We start from the raw sequence: 14,289 nt of genomic DNA on the forward strand, positions 1-14,289 counted from the left end.
CTTGGAGAACTCATGAAGAAGTCAATCCTCGCCGCCGCCCTCGCCCTGAGCGTGACGGCCTGCGGGTCCACGACCGCGGCCGGCGACGGTAAGAAGGAGTACACGATCGGTGTCTCCAACCTGGGCCTGAGCTTCCCCTTCCCCGCCGCCATCGGCAAGGGCGTCAAGGAGGAGGCGGCCAGGCTCGGCGTGAAGATCGTCGAGCTGGACGCCCAGGGCAAGGCCGACAAGCAGAGCAACGACGTCCAGGACCTCATCGCCCAGCAGCCCGACGGCGTGCTCATCCTGCCGGTGGACTCCGGCGTGGCGCAGGGCCTGGCCGACCGGCTCAAGGCCTCGAACGTCCCCACCGTCGCCGTCGCCTCCCAGGTCGGCGACCCCAAGTCGCGCCGGCTCAAGGACGTCTACCCGGGCCTGGTGGCGCTGGTCACCCAGGACGAGTACGCGGCGGGCGGCAAGGCGGGCGAGATCGCCGCGAGCGTCGTGCCCGGCGGCGGCAAGATGGCGATCGTCGAAGGGCAGGCCGGGTTCGCCGAGGTGGTGCAGCGCTACCAGGACTTCCCGAAGTCGGCGGCGGCCAAGGGCGCCACGTACGAGGTGGTGGCCCGCCAGCCCGGCGACTGGGTGCAGGACAAGGCCCAGTCGGCCTGCCAGAACATGCTCTCGTCCAACCCCGACACCCAGCTCTTCTACGCCCAGTCCGACGACATGGCGGCGGGCTGCGCCAAGGCGGTCGCCGCGGCCGGCTCCAAGGCGAAGATCGTCGGCATCGGCGGCAGCAAGCTGGGCATCGACGCGGTCAAGTCGGGCGCCATCGCGGGCACCGTCTGCTACAAGCCGGAGGATCTGGGCAAGCTCGCCCTGGACACCCTCTACAAGCACCTGACCGGGGAGAAGAAGCAGGACGCGGCGTTCGTCAGCTACGACACTCCGGCCATCACCAAGGACAACCTCGCCGATTGCACGCCGCAATGGTGACGCCCCTGTTGTCCCTGACGGGCGTCGGCAAGGAGTTCCCCAACGGCACCGTCGCGCTGCGCGACGCCCGCCTGACCGTGCTGCCGGGCAGCGTGCACGGCCTGGTCGGCGCGAACGGCGCGGGCAAGTCCACGATGATCAAGGTGATCGCGGGTGCGCACGCGCCGACCTCGGGCGTCGTGCGCTGGAAGGGCGAGGAGGTCGTCTGGCGCACCCCGGGAGCCGCCAACAAGGCGGGCGTGGCCACGATCATGCAGCACGTGCCGCTCGCGCCCACGCTCACCGTGCTGGAGAACGTCTTCCTCGGCACCCCGGGGCCGTGGCGGCTGCCCAAGGCCAGGCGCGCCGAGTTCGCCCGGCTGCTGGAGCGGGTCGGCTACGCCATCGACCCCGACGCCGAGGTGGCCGGCCTGGCCATCGGCGAGCGGCAGATGGTGGCGATCCTCCAGGCCCTGGCCACCGGCGCGGAGCTGGTCGTGATGGACGAGCCGACCGCCTCGCTCGCCGAGGGCGAGCGGCAGGTGGTCTTCGACGTGGTGCGCAGGCTGTCCGCCCAGGGCACGGCCTTCCTGTACGTCTCGCACTTCCTGGACGAGGTGCTCTCCCTCACCGACCGGGTCACCGTGCTGCGGGACGGCACGGTCGTGGAGGAGGGCGATACCGCCGGCTACGACGAGGACCGCCTCGTCCAGGTGATCGTGGGCCGTGACCTGCTGGAGGCCGAGCGGCGCGGCGCCGAGCCGGTCCCCGCGGACGCCCCCGTGCTGCTGTCGGTGCGCGGGCTCGGCTCGCCGTCGGGCGTGCGCGAGGTGTCGTTCGAGGCCAGGGCGGGCGAGGTGATCGGGCTGGCCGGGCTGCTCGGCTCGGGCCGCTCCGAGATCCTGCACGCCGTCTACGGCGCCGACCCGCGCGCCACCGGCGAGGTGCTGGTCGAGGGCCGCCCGGTGCGCCGCACCCCGCGCGCCGCCGTGGCCGCGGGCATGGCGCTGGTGCCGGAGGACCGCGGCGCCCAGGGGCTGGTGAACACCTTCCCCATCTGGAAGAACATCTCGCTGCCCGACCTGCCGTCCCTGTCGTCGGGCCGGTCGCTGCCGCGCGAGCCGGACGAGCACGAGCGCGCCGCGCGCGCCATCGCCGACCTCGGCATCGTCTGCGCCGGGCCGGACGCGCTGCCGACCGAGCTGTCCGGCGGGAACGCGCAGAAGGTCGTCTTCGGCAAGTGGCTGTACGGCGGCGCCCGCGTGTTCATGCTCGACGAGCCCACCGCCGGGGTGGACGTCGGCGCCAAGGCCGACATCCTCGAACTGGTGCGCCGCTTCGCCGCGGACGGCGGCGCGGTGCTCGTGGTGAGCAGCGAGTTCGAGGAGATCCTCGCGGTGGCGACCCGGGTGCTGGTCGTCCGCGAGGGCCGCGTCGTGGCGGAACGGGCGGCGCACGAGACATCGGAGGAGGAGTTGCTGATGCTGGCGAACGGATTCGGCGAGGGAGGTGCGAACCATGCCGCATGACGAGCGCTCCCGGCTGGCCGCCGCGCTGCGGCCGGGCAACGCGGGCGTGGTCTACGCCCTCCTGCTGATCGTCGCCGTGCTGACGCTGCTGACGGCCCAGCTCGGCCGCCCGCCCTACCTGTCGGCGACGAACCTCATCAACATCCTGGACCAGTCGTCGCTGATCGCCATCCTCGCCGTGTTCACCACGGTCGTGCTCATCAGCGGCAACTTCGACCTGTCGGTCGCGTCGGTGGCGGCCTTCTCGGCGGCCACCGTGCTCAGCCTGGTGGCGCCGCTCGGCCTGCCGCTGGCGATGGCGATCGCGCTGGGCGCGGGGCTGGTGTGCGGGGCGGTGAACGGGCTGATCGTGCAGCTCGTCGGCATCAACGCGTTCATCGTCACGCTCGGCACCATGACGGCCGTGCGCGGGCTGGTGCTCATCCTCACCGACGGCCGTACGATCACCGCCTCCGACCCGGACGCGCAGAGCTCGCTGATCGCCCTCCAGGCCGGATACTGGACGATCCCCCACGTCCTGGCCGTCCTGGGCGCGCTCGCCGTCGCGGCGGGCGTGTTCGTGCTGCTGCGTCCTTCCCCGGGCCGCTCCCGCGCCGCCGGGATCGCGATCGTCGCCGCGGGCGTGGTGGCGATCGCGCTCAGCCCGCTGCTCGGGTTCGAGCTGCGGCTGAGCAAGCCGACGTACTACCTGATCGTGATCGCCGCGATCACCTGGGCGGTGCTGCGATACACGGTGATCGGCCGCCGCCTGTACGCGGTCGGCGCGAACGCCGAGGCGGCCCGCCTGTCCGGCATCAACGTCAACCGCTACAAGATCGGCGCGTTCGTGCTGAACGGGCTCGGCTCCGGCTTCGTCGGCATCCTGTTCGCGGCCAAGCTGCTGGCGATCAACCCGACGGGGCTGCAGGGCACCGAGCTGACCGTGCTGGCCGCGGCCATCCTCGGCGGCACCTCCCTCTTCGGCGGCCTGGGCAGCGTGCTGAAATCGGTCGTGGGGGCGCTCATCCTGTTCACCCTGGACAACGGCTTCAACGTGCTCAACCTGGGCGCCAACTACCAGGGGGTCATCGTCGGCACGGTCGTCGTCGTGGCCGCCGCCATCTACACCGTCGCCGGCCGCCAGCGGCAGGTCAAACGGGTGAGGGAAACATCGAAACCGCAGGTACCGGTCAGACAGGAGGCGCTGCGATGAGAGGCGTCTGGCACTTCTCGTTCACCGTCGCCGACCTCGACAGGTCCGTGGCGTTCTACCAGGGCCTGCTCGGCTTCACGCTGGTGCACCGGCAGGAGCAGGACAACGACTACACCCGCAGGCTCGTCGGCTACCCGGACGCCGTGCTGCGCGTCGCCCAGCTCGCCGTGCCCGGCCAGCCGCGCGGCGTCTCCACCCACGACCTGGAGCTCGTCGAGTACGTCGTGCCGCGCGGCGAGCCCCGTGACCCCGCCCGCCACCTGCCCGGCGCCGCCCACCTGGCCCTCACGGTCGAGGACGCGCGAGCCGAGCACGCCCGCCTGTCGGCGGCCGGGGTGCGGTTCGTCAACCCGCCGGAGGAGATCACGGCCGGGGTGAACAAGGGCGGTTACGCCTGCTACTTCCTCGACCCCGACGAGATCACGCTGGAGCTCGTCCAACCTCCTGCTAGTTTGTGACGCTCAAACGATTGATCTTGGGAGGAGGGGCCGCATGACCGTCATCGACGCCCACCAGCACTTCTGGAACCTGGAGACGGGTTCCTACCCCTGGCTGACGCCCGATGCCGGGCCGATCTTCCGCACGTTCGAGCCGGACGAGCTCATCCCCCAGCTCGCCGCGGCGGGCGTGGACCGCACGGTCCTGGTGCAGTCGATGGACTCCTACGCCGACACCGACGCCATGCTGGCGCAGGCCGACGCCCATGACGTCGTCGGCGCGGTGGTGGGCTGGGTGCCGCTGCTCCGGCCCGAGGAGGCGGCCCAGGCACTGGAGCGCTACCGGCGCCACCCGAAGTTCGCCGGGATCAGGCATCTCATCCACGACGAGCCCGACCCCGACTGGGTGCTCCAGGAGCCCGTCATCGAGGGGCTGAAGCTGCTGGCCGAGGCGGAGGTGCCGTTCGACGTGGTGGCGGTGCTGCCGCGGCACCTGGAGCACGTGCCGGTGCTGGCCGAGCGGGTGCCGGGGCTGCGGATGGTGATCGACCACCTGGCCAAGCCGCCGATCAGGGACAAGGGCTGGGAGCCGTGGGCGTCGCTGCTGGCCCGCGCGGCCGGGTGCCCCGGCGTGTACGCCAAGGTGTCGGGGCTGAACACCGCCGCCGACGCCGCGACCTGGACGGGCGAGGACCTGCGGCCCTACGTCGAGCACGCGCTGGAGCTGTTCGGCCCCGGGCGGCTGATGTTCGGCAGCGACTGGCCGGTGGCCACGCTGGCCGGCGACTACGCCAAGGTGTGGCGCGAGACCCAGGTGGCGCTGTCGGGGCTGGACGACGCCGAGCGCGCGATGGTGCTCGGCGGCACCGCCGCCCACTTCTACCGGATGGAGGAGCGTTGATCGACGTGTTCGTGCCCATCGCGGCAGCCGCCGATCTGACGATCCCGGCGGAGCACCGCCGGCCGATCGCGATCGTGGGCGCCGGGGCGATCGTGGACGTGGCCCACCTGCCCGCCTACCGGCAGGCCGGGCTGGAGGTGACCGGGCTGTTCGACCTCGACGCCGGGCGCGCCGCCGAGGTGGCCGCCCGGCACGGGGTGCCCAGGACGTACGCGTCGCTGGAGGAGCTGCTGGCCGACGAGCGGGTCGCGGTCGTGGACATCGCGGTCGCGCCGGGCGCTCAGCCCGGCGTCGCGCGGCAGGCGCTGGCGGCGGGCAAGCACCTGCTGTGCCAGAAGCCGTTCGCGCCGGACGTCGCCACCGGCCAGGGGCTGGTGGACGTGGCGGCGGCCACCGGGCTGAAGATCGCGGTCAACCAGCAGCTCCGCTTCGACGAGGGCATCGCCGCCGCCCGCGCCATGGTGCGCGCCGGGTGGATCGGGCAGCCGACGGCGATGACGTTCACCGTGAACATCCTCACCGACTGGAGCGCGTGGGACTGGCTGGTCACCACCGACCGGCTGGAGATCGTCTACCACTCCATCCACTACCTGGACGCCATCCGCTCGATCCTCGGCGACCCCGAGCTGGTCTTCTGCGCCGGCAGCCGCACCCCTGGCCAGCTCGCCAAGGGTGAGACGCGCACGATGAGCACGCTGGTCTATCCGGGCGAGGTGCGGGCGCTGGTGCACGCCACGCACGAGAACCGCTCCGGCGACGGCGAGGCGTCCTTCCGCATCGACGGCACCGAGGGCGCGATCAAGGGCACGCTCGGCCTGCTGTACGACTACCCGCACGGCCGCCCCGACACCCTGGCGGTGGAGAGCCGGGTGCTGCCGACGGACGGCTGGCTGCCGTACCCGGTGACGCGGCGCTGGCTGCCCGACGCGGTGGCCGGGCCGATGGGCTCGCTGCTGAGGGCCGTCGCCGAGGGCGGCGAGCCGGAGACGTCGGGCCGCGACAACCTGGGCACGCTGCGGCTGCTCGACGCGCTCTACCGTTCGATGGACAGCGGGCAGAGCGTGCGTCCAGGATCGTCCGCATGAAGCGCTCCCGCGTGACGCTCGCGGACGTCGCCGCGATGGCCAGGGTCGATCGGGCCGTCGTCTCGCGTGTCGTCAACAAGGACCCCACGCTCAACATCCGCCAGGAGACGCGCGAGCGGGTGCTGGCCGCCATCGACGAGCTGGGTTACCGGCCCAACGTGGCCGCGCGCAGCCTGCGCACGTCGCGGGCGCACATGTTCGGGCTGTTCATCCCCGACTTCGCCAACCCCGTCTACGCCGAGATCATCAAGGGCGCGGAGGCGGAGGCCGCGGCGCAGGGGTATGTGCTGGTCACCGGCAGCGCGACCGGAGCCGGTCTGGGCGAGTACATGGACCGCATCGGGCAGGGCCGCATCGACGGGCTGCTGCTGGCCGGAACCGGCGACGACACCTCGCTCACCCAGCAGCTCGACCAGGCCGCCATCCCGTGGCTGATGCTGAACAACCGCAGCAGGGGCGTCAAGCGGTACGTCATCCTCGACGACCAGCGGGCCGCCGCCCTCGCCGTGGAGCACCTGGTCCGCCTCGGCCACCGCCGCATCGCCCACCTGGCGGGCCCGTCGCGGGCCGACACCGCCGCCCGCAGGTCGGCCGGCTACTCGGCGGCGATGCGCGACGCCGGCCTGCCGGAGGGCCCGATCGTGGCGGCCGACTACACCCCGGCGGGCGGGGCGGCGGCCATGGCGCGGCTGCTCGCCGGCCAGGACCCGCCCACTGCCGTCTTCGTGGCGAACGTGGCCTCGGCCATCGGGGCGATGGAGGGGGCGCGGGCGGCCGGGCTGGAGATCCCGCGTGAGGTGTCGATCGTCGCCGTGCACGACCTCGACCTGGCCAGCTACCTGCACCCGGCGCTGACCACGGTGCGGATGCCGCTGGCGGAGCTGGGGCGGCGCGGCGTGACGCTGCTGGGCAGCCTGAAGCCGGACGACACGGTGGCGGAGGTGCTGGCCGGGCCGATAGAGCTGATCCAGCGCCGCTCCACCGCGCCCCCTGGACGATGAGTTCCGCCGTGCGCGATCGTCTACAGGTCATGAGCAAACTGCTGTATTCGGTCGCCATGTCGGCGGACGCCTTCATCGCCGGGCCAGGCGGCGACATGTCGTGGATGTCCGCGCACCTGGCGCCGAACCCGCCCATGGACGAGCTGCCCGGCAAGGTGGGCGCGCTGCTCGTGGGCAACCGCACCTACCGGGGCGACGACCCGAACAAGGGCACGGACGAGGAGGGCGCGTTCAGCGGCGCGTGGCAGGGGCCGCAGTTCGTGCTGACCCACGACGTCCCGGACACCGCGGAGCCTGACGTCGCCTTCCACGATGACCTGCACCGTGCGGTCGCGGCGGCCAGGGCCGCGGCCGGCGGCAAGTACGTGAGCATTCTCGGCGCGGACGTGGCGCGGCAGTGCCTGCTGGCGGGGCTGGTCGACGAGGTCCTCACGATCGTGCTGCCGGTGCTGCTCGGCGACGGCGTGCGCCTGTTCGAGCAGCCGGGCGGCGCGAGCGTCCGGCTCGAACAGGTCAGCGTCAGCCACGTGCCTGGCGCCACGAACATCTGGTACCGCGTACTGAGGTGAGCCTCCCAGGCCGGGGGGACCGGCCGGACCCGATGGTCCGGCCGGATGGGACAGCGCGGGCGCAGCGCTGATGTTAGCGTTAACATCACGAATGGAAAGCGGCCCGAATCTACGAACGCTGACAACGCCTGTCAAGAGCGCACTCGCCGCGAACCCGCATCGCCGCACTTCGCCCGTCCAGCCGCATGTAACTTTCACAGCCGGGTTGACGCTCCCGCGAACCCGCGCCTACATTGCCTGCGACGCACCGGCGCAGCGTCCCACCCACCCGAGGAGGACTCTTGCGCCGCCTGTTCCGTCTCGCCGCCACCGCCGCCAGCGCGCTGGCGCTGATGGGCGCCTCGTTCGCCTACCCCAACCCCGGCAGGGTCGCCGGCGACGTCGTCGTGCACGACCCCACCATGATCCGCACCTCGTCCAACTACGTGCTGTACTCCACGCACGGCTACCTGGAGGCCCGCACCTCCACCGACCGGATCACCTTCACCCGGGCCGGCTCGGCCTTCCGCACACCGCCCTCGTGGTGGCGGACCTACTCCTCAGGCAACGACCCGTGGGCGCCGGACATCTCCCAGCAGGGCGGGAGATACCTCATGTACTACGCGGTCTCCAGCTTCGGCTCCAACAACTCCGCGATCGGCCTGGCCACCAGCTCGACCGGGCAGCCCGGCTCGTGGACCGACCAGGGCGTCGTCTACGCCACCACGACCAGCAACGACCACAACGCCATCGACCCGAACCTGCTCGTGGACGCCTCCGGCCGGTGGTGGCTGAGCTTCGGCTCGTACTGGACGGGCATCCGCATGATCCGGCTCGACCCGGCGACCGGCAAGCGGCACTCCTCCGACCGCACCCTCCACCACCTGGCCACCCGCCCCGACGCGCCCTACGCGGTCGAGGCGCCGGACATCGTCCGGCACGGCTCCTACTACTACCTGTTCGCCTCCTACGACCGCTGCTGCGCGGGCCTCGACAGCACCTACAAGATCAAGGTCGGCCGCTCCACCAGCCCCACAGGGCCGTACACCGACCGCTCGGGCCGTTCCATGCTGAGCGGCGGCGGCACGATGGTGCTGGAGACCCACGGCAGCGTCGTCGGGCCGGGCGGGCAGAGCGTCATGTCCGACGTGGACGGCGACCTGCTCGTCTACCACTACTACGACGGCAACGCGAACGGCACTCCCAAGCTGGGGATCAACCTGCTCGGCTGGGACTCGGCCGGCTGGCCGTACGTGTACTAGAGCACGTAGCTCTCGGAGGCCTGCCCGAGCACGATCTGCCCGGGCGCCCACCGGCGCGCGGCCAGCCCCTGCTCATGGGAGTAGGCGGCGAAGCGGTCGAGCACGTGCCGGTTGGGCTCCAGGCCGTAGGCCCAGTAGCCGTCGCCGAGGACGTCGAGCGTCTCGCGGACGTGGTCGTGCAGCCAGGGCAGCATGACCTTGAGCGCGTTGCGGTGCAGGAGGTCCTCCAGCGCCAGGCGCAGCGACTCGTCGAACGCCTTGTACAGCGAGCGCGCGATCCACGGGTGCCGCTCGTACAGCTCCCGCCTGACCACCACCACGTGCATGATCGGGAAGATCCGGGTGCGGCGGAAGTAGTCCTGCTCGACCCGCTTGAAGTCGGGGAACAGGTGCCTGACGGCGGGCTCGCGGCCGAAGCACGACGGCTGCGCGGCGCTGTAGAGCGCGTCCAGTTCGCCCGCGGCGAGCATCTCCGACAGGGTCGCGCCGGGCGGGACGGGCCGCACGCGGAGGTGCTCGGGCAGGTCGAGCGGGAGCTTCTCCTCCCGCCCCGCCTGCTCGAGCCCGCCGGTCCAGTACGTGACCGCGTCCACCGGCAGGCCGTGGTGCTCGGCCAGGATCCCGCGCTGCCACACGGCGGCCGTCATCTGGTACTCGGGCACGCCGACCCGCTTGCCCGCCAGGTCCTCGGGGCGTTCGACGCCGCTGCGCGCGTTGACGTAGATCGACTGGTGCCGGAAGAAGCGGGAGGGGAAGACGGGCAGTGCGACGAACGGCGGCTCGGGCTCGTTCAGCGTGAGCACGTACGACGACAGGCTCATCTCGCTGACGTCGAACTCCCGGTGCCGGAGCTGCCGGTAGAACGTCTCCTCGACCGGCAGCGTGAGCTGGTTGAGCTCGATGCCCTCCGGCTTGACCCGGCCCTCGCGCAGCGCCCTGGTGCGGTCGTAGTCCCAGCAGGCGAACGACAGGGACAGCTCCGCCATGACCCCACGCACCTCCCGTGAAATTTATGTCAACTATGACATACTCGTCCCCATGTCGCTGCGTCACGCACTGCTCGCCCTGCTGGAGGCCGGCGCGATGACCGGCTACGAGCTGGCCAAGCAGTTCGACCAGTCGGTGGCGTACGTGTGGCACGCCCAGCACTCGCAGATCTACACCGAGCTGCGCCGCCTGGAGGCCGGCGGGCTGGTCGTCGCGGAGACGCTGGCCAGGGGCGACAAGGCGCTGGCCACCAAGCGGGCGTACACGCTGACCGAGGCGGGCCTGGCCGAGCTGCGGCGGTGGGTGCGGGAGGTGGAGGAGCCGCCCGCGACGCGCGACTCCGCGTACGTGAAGGCCACCTACCTGGAGTACGGCTCCTTCCAGGAGGCGCGCACGCAGCTCAGAGCCCACCGCGCGCACTACGAGGCGCTGCGCGACCGCTACGAGCTGCACGTCGACCAGCTCGCCCGCCGGGAGACCGCGCTGCTGCGGCGCCGCCTGGCCGGCTCGCCCGCCGAGTCGCACGACGCCATCGTGGCCTACAAGGTGCACGCCTACCGGGGGCTCATCGCCCGCGCCAGGACGGAGATCGAGTGGGCCGAGCGCGGCCTGGAGCTGATCGACCGGCTGGAGGACGGCGGCACCCTCCCCAAATAAGTCACTATTGACACACATTTACGGCCCGATCTACGGTCAGCCTGCGCGTCGCGTCCGGCACGCGAGGAGGATCGTCGATGTCCCTGCACGTCGTCTCCGTCATCGTTCCGCTCGCGGTGTTCGTGGTCGGCACGCTGCGGCCGGTCAACCTGTGGCCGCGGGCAGGCGGCTTCGTGTTCAGCCTGGCGCTCGGGGCGGCCACGTTCCTGCTGTTCGGCGGGCGCGCGCTGATGAAGGAGCCCCGCACCGAGGTGTGTCCGAGGCCGGTCCCCGAGATCTCTCCGGGGCCGGCCGACGAGATCTCCCCGGGGCCGCCCCGAGACGGCGGCCCCGGGGCAGAAGTCGCCGCCGCCGGTCATCCGGCAACCCCTCCCTCGGCCGCGGCCGGCGGCGGCGGCGCTCCCGGGCCTCCCCCCACTGTCGTGCTCACGGCCACCCTGCCTGCCATCACCGGGGTAGGCGTCGGCGCGCTCGGCGCGCTCGCGGTCACCCCGCACCTGATGGTGCTGGTCGCGCCGCTCACCACCTGGCTGATCCACGTGGTGATCTGACGTGAACGGGGCCGGGCTCGTGGTGGAGGTGCTCGCCGCGGAGGGCGTCACCCAGGTGTACGGCATCCCGGGCACCACGATCATGGACCTGCTCGACGCCTTCGCCCGCCAGGACCGGATCCGCTACCTGTCGGTCCGGCACGAGCAGGTGGCCGCCTCGATGGCCGACGGCTTCTCCCGGGGCTCCGGCCGGCTCGGGGTGTGCGTCGCCTCGCGTGGCCCCGGCGCCATGAACCTGGCCACCGCCGTCGGCAACGCCTTCGACGAGTCCGTCCCGCTGCTCGCCCTCGTCGGGCAGGTGCCGGGGGACGTGGCGGGGCGCGACGCGTTCGAGGAGCTGGACGTGCTGACGCTGTTCCGGCCGATCACCCGGTGGCAGGCGCAGATCGATCGCGCCGGCCGCATCCCCGAGCTGCTGCAGCGCGCGGTCCGCCGGGCCGTGTCGGGGCGTCCCGGGCCCGTGCTGGTCTCGCTGCCACTGGACGTGCTGCGCGCCGGCGCCGAGGCCAGGCCGCAGCCCCGCTTCCGTCCCGGCCTGCCCCGCCCGGCCGCCGCGGACGCCAGGACCGCCGCCCGCGTCCTCGCCCAGGCCGAGCGCCCCGCCGTGATCATCGGCGGCGGGGTCCGCACGGCCGCCGCAGCGGGCGGTCCGGACGCGGGCGGCTTCCCCTGCTCGATCACCTCGCTGGTGGAGCGGCTCGGCGCGCCCGCCGTCACCACCTGGTCGCGCAAGAACCAGTTCCCCAACGACCACCCGAACTTCCTGGGCTCCCTCGGCGCGGGCGCCTTCCCCGCCACCGAGCGCGCGATCAAGGAGGCGGACGCCGTCCTGGCGCTCGGCTGCCGTTTCTCGGAGTTCACCACCAAGCGATGGACGCTGCTCTCCCCCGGCACCCGCCTCGTGCACGTGGACATCGACCCGGCCGAGCTGGGCAAGGTATACCCGCCCGAGGTCGGCCTGCACGCCGACGCGACCCTGGCGGCGGCCGACCTCCTCACCTGGATCGACGACACCGCGCGGTCACCGTCCGCATCGGACTGGCTGGCCGGGCTCCGCGCCGCCCGCACCCGCGACCGCCGCCTCCCCGACGCCGGCCCGCCGCCTCCCGGCACGGTCGCGACGGCGGCTCTCGTCCGCGCCCTCGCCGAGACGCTCGCCCGCACCCCCGCCACCCTCGTCGTGGACGCCCCCAGCACCGGCGTCTGGATCCAGCGCCACCTCGACTTCACCCGCCCGGGCAGCCACTTCGCCTCCTCGGGCGGCGCGATGGCCTGGGGTTTCCCCGCGGCGCTCGGCATCCAGCTCGCCCGCCCCCACGAGCGGGTGATCTGCCTCAGCGGCGACGGCAGCTTCTGGATGGTGGCCCAGGACCTGGAGACGGCCGTCCGCGAGCGCATCCCGGTGGTCACCGTGGTGGCGGACAACTACGCGTACGGCAACACCAGGGACCGCCAGCGCACCGCCCACCGAGCCCGATATCTCGGAGTCTTCCATGACAACCCAGACCTGGCCGGCTTCGCCCGGCTGCACGGCGCCCACGGTGAGCGCGTGACCTGCGGCGCCGACCTCGTACCCGCCCTGGAGCGGGCCCTCGCGTCAGGAAAGCCGGCGATCGTGGACGTCGTGCAGGACCGGCACGAGGGCCTGCCCCCGGGCGTCATCCCGCTACCGGCGAGCAGGTCGAAGTGAACAGCCCGCGTGACCGTTCGTGGCGCATGCTTGTCGGCGGCGCGCTGGTGACGAGCGTCAGCGGGCGCACGTACGAGGTGGCCGACCCCAGCACGGAGGGGTACCTCGCCCGCGTGCCCGACGGCGGCAAGGACGACGTGGAGGCGGCCTACCAGGCGGCGGCCCGCGCGTTCCCCGCCTGGCGCGCCGTCCCGCCGCGCGAGCGGGCCGGCTTCCTGCGCCGCCTCGCCGCGACGCTGGGCGAGCACCGGGAGGAGCTGGCCACCCTGGACGCCCTCGACCTGGGCAGCCCGTACCGGGAGATGCTGCTGGACGTGGAGCGGGCCGCGGAGTCGCTGGAGCTGTTCGCCGACTGCGCGCTGGAGCTGCGCGGCGAGGTGATCCCGGCCAGCGCGGAGCACCTGCACTACACGGTGCGCGAGCCGTACGGGGTGGTCGGGCGGATCCTGCCGTACAACCATCCGATCATGTTCGCGGCCGGGAAGATCGCCGCGCCGCTGGTCGCGGGGAACACGGTCATCGTCAAGCCCGCCCACCAGACCCCGCTGTCGGCGCTGCGCATGGGCGAGCTGTTCGGCGGCCTGCTGCCGCCGGGCGTGCTGAACGTGGTGACCGGCGTCGGCCCCGACCCGGGGGCGGCCATCGCCGCGCACCCGGGCATCCGGCGCATCGCGTTCATCGGCGGTGAGCGCACGGGCCGGGCCATCCAGGAGGCGGCGGCGTGGGCGGCGGTCAAGCACGTCACGCTGGAGCTGGGCGGCAAGAACGCCATGGTCGTCTTCCCCGACGCCGATCTGGAGGCCGCCGCCCGGGGCGCCGTCCAGGGCATGAACCTGACGGCCAGCACCGGCCAGTCGTGCGGCTCCACCTCCCGCCTGCTGCTGCACGCGAGCATCGCCGGTGAGGTGACGGAGCGGGTCCGCGGCCTGATGCGCGCCCTGCGTGTCGGCCCGGCCCTCGACCCGGACACGGACGTGGGGCCGCTGGTCTCGGCCGCGCACGCCGCCAGCGTCCTGGCCGCCGTCCGCACCGCCGAGGACGAGGGCGCCGTCGTCGCCACCGGCGGCCGGCGCCCGTCCCACCTCGACCGGGGCCACTTCGTCGAGCCCACGCTGCTGACCGGGGTCACGCAGGACATGCGCGCCGCCAACGAGGAGATCTTCGGGCCGGTGCTGAGCGTGCTGACGTTCACGACGGAGGAGGAGGCGCTGCGCCTGGCCAACGCCGTCGACTACGGCCTGACCGCATCCGTGTGGACCCGCGACCTGATCCGCGCCCACCGGTTCGCGGCGGGCTTCGAGGCGGGGTTCGTGTGGGTGAACGGGGTGTCGCGGCACTTCCCCGGGGTGCCGTACGGCGGGGTGAAGGCGTCGGGGGTGGGGCGTGAGGAGAGCGTGGAGGAGCTGCTCGGTTTCACACAGACGAAGGCGGTGACGATCTTCGGCGCAGGGGAAGGATCATCCGCGCGGTAGCCCCAGTTTCGGGCCTCCGA

At 72.6% G+C, this 14,289-nt stretch carries 14 protein-coding genes; 13 read left to right on the top strand and 1 reads right to left on the bottom strand.

Going from position 1 to position 14,289, the window contains the following annotated elements; translation table 11 throughout:
- Positions 1 to 12 precede the first annotated feature (12 nt).
- The 9 genes from FXF51_RS04285 to FXF51_RS04325 all read left to right on the top strand — a co-directional run bounded on the left by FXF51_RS04285 (position 13) and on the right by FXF51_RS04325 (position 8,912).
- Positions 13 to 978, top strand: a complete 966-nt coding sequence (locus tag FXF51_RS04285; RefSeq protein ID WP_148432908.1) for a sugar ABC transporter substrate-binding protein — start codon at positions 13 to 15, stop codon at positions 976 to 978.
- Entirely contained in the window at positions 960 to 2,486 is a 1,527-nt protein-coding gene (locus tag FXF51_RS04290; RefSeq protein ID WP_222871119.1) for a sugar ABC transporter ATP-binding protein, read from the top strand. The genes FXF51_RS04285 and FXF51_RS04290 overlap by 19 nt, the downstream gene beginning before the upstream one ends.
- Positions 2,476 to 3,678, top strand: coding sequence for an ABC transporter permease (locus tag FXF51_RS04295; protein WP_148432909.1), 1,203 nt, complete (start codon positions 2,476 to 2,478; stop codon positions 3,676 to 3,678). The genes FXF51_RS04290 and FXF51_RS04295 overlap by 11 nt, the downstream gene beginning before the upstream one ends.
- Positions 3,675 to 4,136, top strand: coding sequence for a VOC family protein (locus tag FXF51_RS04300; protein WP_148432910.1), 462 nt, complete (start codon positions 3,675 to 3,677; stop codon positions 4,134 to 4,136). Before FXF51_RS04295 ends, FXF51_RS04300 begins: the two co-directional genes overlap by 4 nt.
- 34 nt (positions 4,137 to 4,170) lie before the next feature.
- Positions 4,171 to 5,016, top strand: coding sequence for an amidohydrolase family protein (locus tag FXF51_RS04305; protein WP_148432911.1), 846 nt, complete (start codon positions 4,171 to 4,173; stop codon positions 5,014 to 5,016).
- Positions 5,017 to 5,021: 5 nt separating this feature from the next.
- A complete protein-coding gene (locus tag FXF51_RS04310) occupies positions 5,022 to 6,101 on the top strand; it encodes a Gfo/Idh/MocA family protein (RefSeq protein WP_262379299.1) in 1,080 nt (359 codons plus the stop codon).
- Positions 6,098 to 7,102 (top strand): LacI family DNA-binding transcriptional regulator, encoded by a 1,005-nt coding sequence (locus FXF51_RS04315; RefSeq protein ID WP_148432913.1) that lies wholly within the window; start codon positions 6,098 to 6,100, stop codon positions 7,100 to 7,102. Before FXF51_RS04310 ends, FXF51_RS04315 begins: the two co-directional genes overlap by 4 nt.
- A gap of 29 nt (positions 7,103 to 7,131) precedes the next feature.
- Positions 7,132 to 7,671, top strand: coding sequence for a dihydrofolate reductase family protein (locus tag FXF51_RS04320; RefSeq protein ID WP_148432914.1), 540 nt, complete (start codon positions 7,132 to 7,134; stop codon positions 7,669 to 7,671).
- A 281-nt stretch (positions 7,672 to 7,952) separates the two neighbouring features.
- Positions 7,953 to 8,912 (top strand): arabinan endo-1,5-alpha-L-arabinosidase, encoded by a 960-nt coding sequence (locus FXF51_RS04325; protein ID WP_262379283.1) that lies wholly within the window; start codon positions 7,953 to 7,955, stop codon positions 8,910 to 8,912.
- Here FXF51_RS04325 and FXF51_RS04330 read toward each other — a convergent pair.
- Positions 8,909 to 9,898, bottom strand: coding sequence for an ABC transporter substrate-binding protein (locus FXF51_RS04330; protein ID WP_148432915.1), 990 nt, complete (start codon positions 9,896 to 9,898; stop codon positions 8,909 to 8,911). The genes FXF51_RS04325 and FXF51_RS04330 overlap by 4 nt on opposite strands.
- Before the next feature lie 52 nt (positions 9,899 to 9,950).
- Here FXF51_RS04330 and FXF51_RS04335 point away from each other — a divergent pair, with 52 nt between their 5' ends.
- The 4 genes from FXF51_RS04335 (at position 9,951) to FXF51_RS04350 (ending at position 14,269) form a co-directional block, all read left to right on the top strand.
- Entirely contained in the window at positions 9,951 to 10,556 is a 606-nt protein-coding gene (locus FXF51_RS04335; RefSeq protein WP_148432916.1) for a PadR family transcriptional regulator, read from the top strand.
- Positions 10,557 to 10,633: 77 nt separating this feature from the next.
- Positions 10,634 to 11,107, top strand: coding sequence for a hypothetical protein (locus tag FXF51_RS04340; RefSeq protein WP_148432917.1), 474 nt, complete (start codon positions 10,634 to 10,636; stop codon positions 11,105 to 11,107).
- A 1-nt stretch (position 11,108) separates the two neighbouring features.
- Positions 11,109 to 12,797, top strand: coding sequence for a thiamine pyrophosphate-binding protein (locus FXF51_RS04345; RefSeq protein WP_148432918.1), 1,689 nt, complete (start codon positions 11,109 to 11,111; stop codon positions 12,795 to 12,797).
- Complete coding sequence (locus tag FXF51_RS04350) at positions 12,794 to 14,269, top strand: aldehyde dehydrogenase family protein (RefSeq protein WP_222871120.1); 1,476 nt, start codon at positions 12,794 to 12,796, stop codon at positions 14,267 to 14,269. Before FXF51_RS04345 ends, FXF51_RS04350 begins: the two co-directional genes overlap by 4 nt.
- The last annotated feature ends 20 nt before the right edge of the window (positions 14,270 to 14,289 follow it).

The sequence above is a fragment of the Nonomuraea sp. PA05 genome, from assembly GCF_008086045.1.
GTDB lineage: Bacteria > Actinomycetota > Actinomycetes > Streptosporangiales > Streptosporangiaceae > Nonomuraea > Nonomuraea monospora.

Excerpts from the sequence above, each read along its gene's own strand:
- FXF51_RS04285 (WP_148432908.1), top strand. The coding sequence starts at position 13 with ATGAAGAAGTCAATCCTCGCCGCCGCCCTCGCCCTGAGCGTGACGGCC.
- FXF51_RS04295 (WP_148432909.1), top strand. The coding sequence starts at position 2,476 with ATGCCGCATGACGAGCGCTCCCGGCTGGCCGCCGCGCTGCGGCCGGGC.
- FXF51_RS04300 (WP_148432910.1), top strand. The coding sequence starts at position 3,675 with ATGAGAGGCGTCTGGCACTTCTCGTTCACCGTCGCCGACCTCGACAGG.
- FXF51_RS04305 (WP_148432911.1), top strand. The coding sequence starts at position 4,171 with ATGACCGTCATCGACGCCCACCAGCACTTCTGGAACCTGGAGACGGGT.
- FXF51_RS04315 (WP_148432913.1), top strand. The coding sequence starts at position 6,098 with ATGAAGCGCTCCCGCGTGACGCTCGCGGACGTCGCCGCGATGGCCAGG.
- FXF51_RS04320 (WP_148432914.1), top strand. The coding sequence starts at position 7,132 with ATGAGCAAACTGCTGTATTCGGTCGCCATGTCGGCGGACGCCTTCATC.
- FXF51_RS04330 (WP_148432915.1), bottom strand. The coding sequence starts at position 9,898 with ATGGCGGAGCTGTCCCTGTCGTTCGCCTGCTGGGACTACGACCGCACC.
- FXF51_RS04335 (WP_148432916.1), top strand. The coding sequence starts at position 9,951 with ATGTCGCTGCGTCACGCACTGCTCGCCCTGCTGGAGGCCGGCGCGATG.
- FXF51_RS04340 (WP_148432917.1), top strand. The coding sequence starts at position 10,634 with ATGTCCCTGCACGTCGTCTCCGTCATCGTTCCGCTCGCGGTGTTCGTG.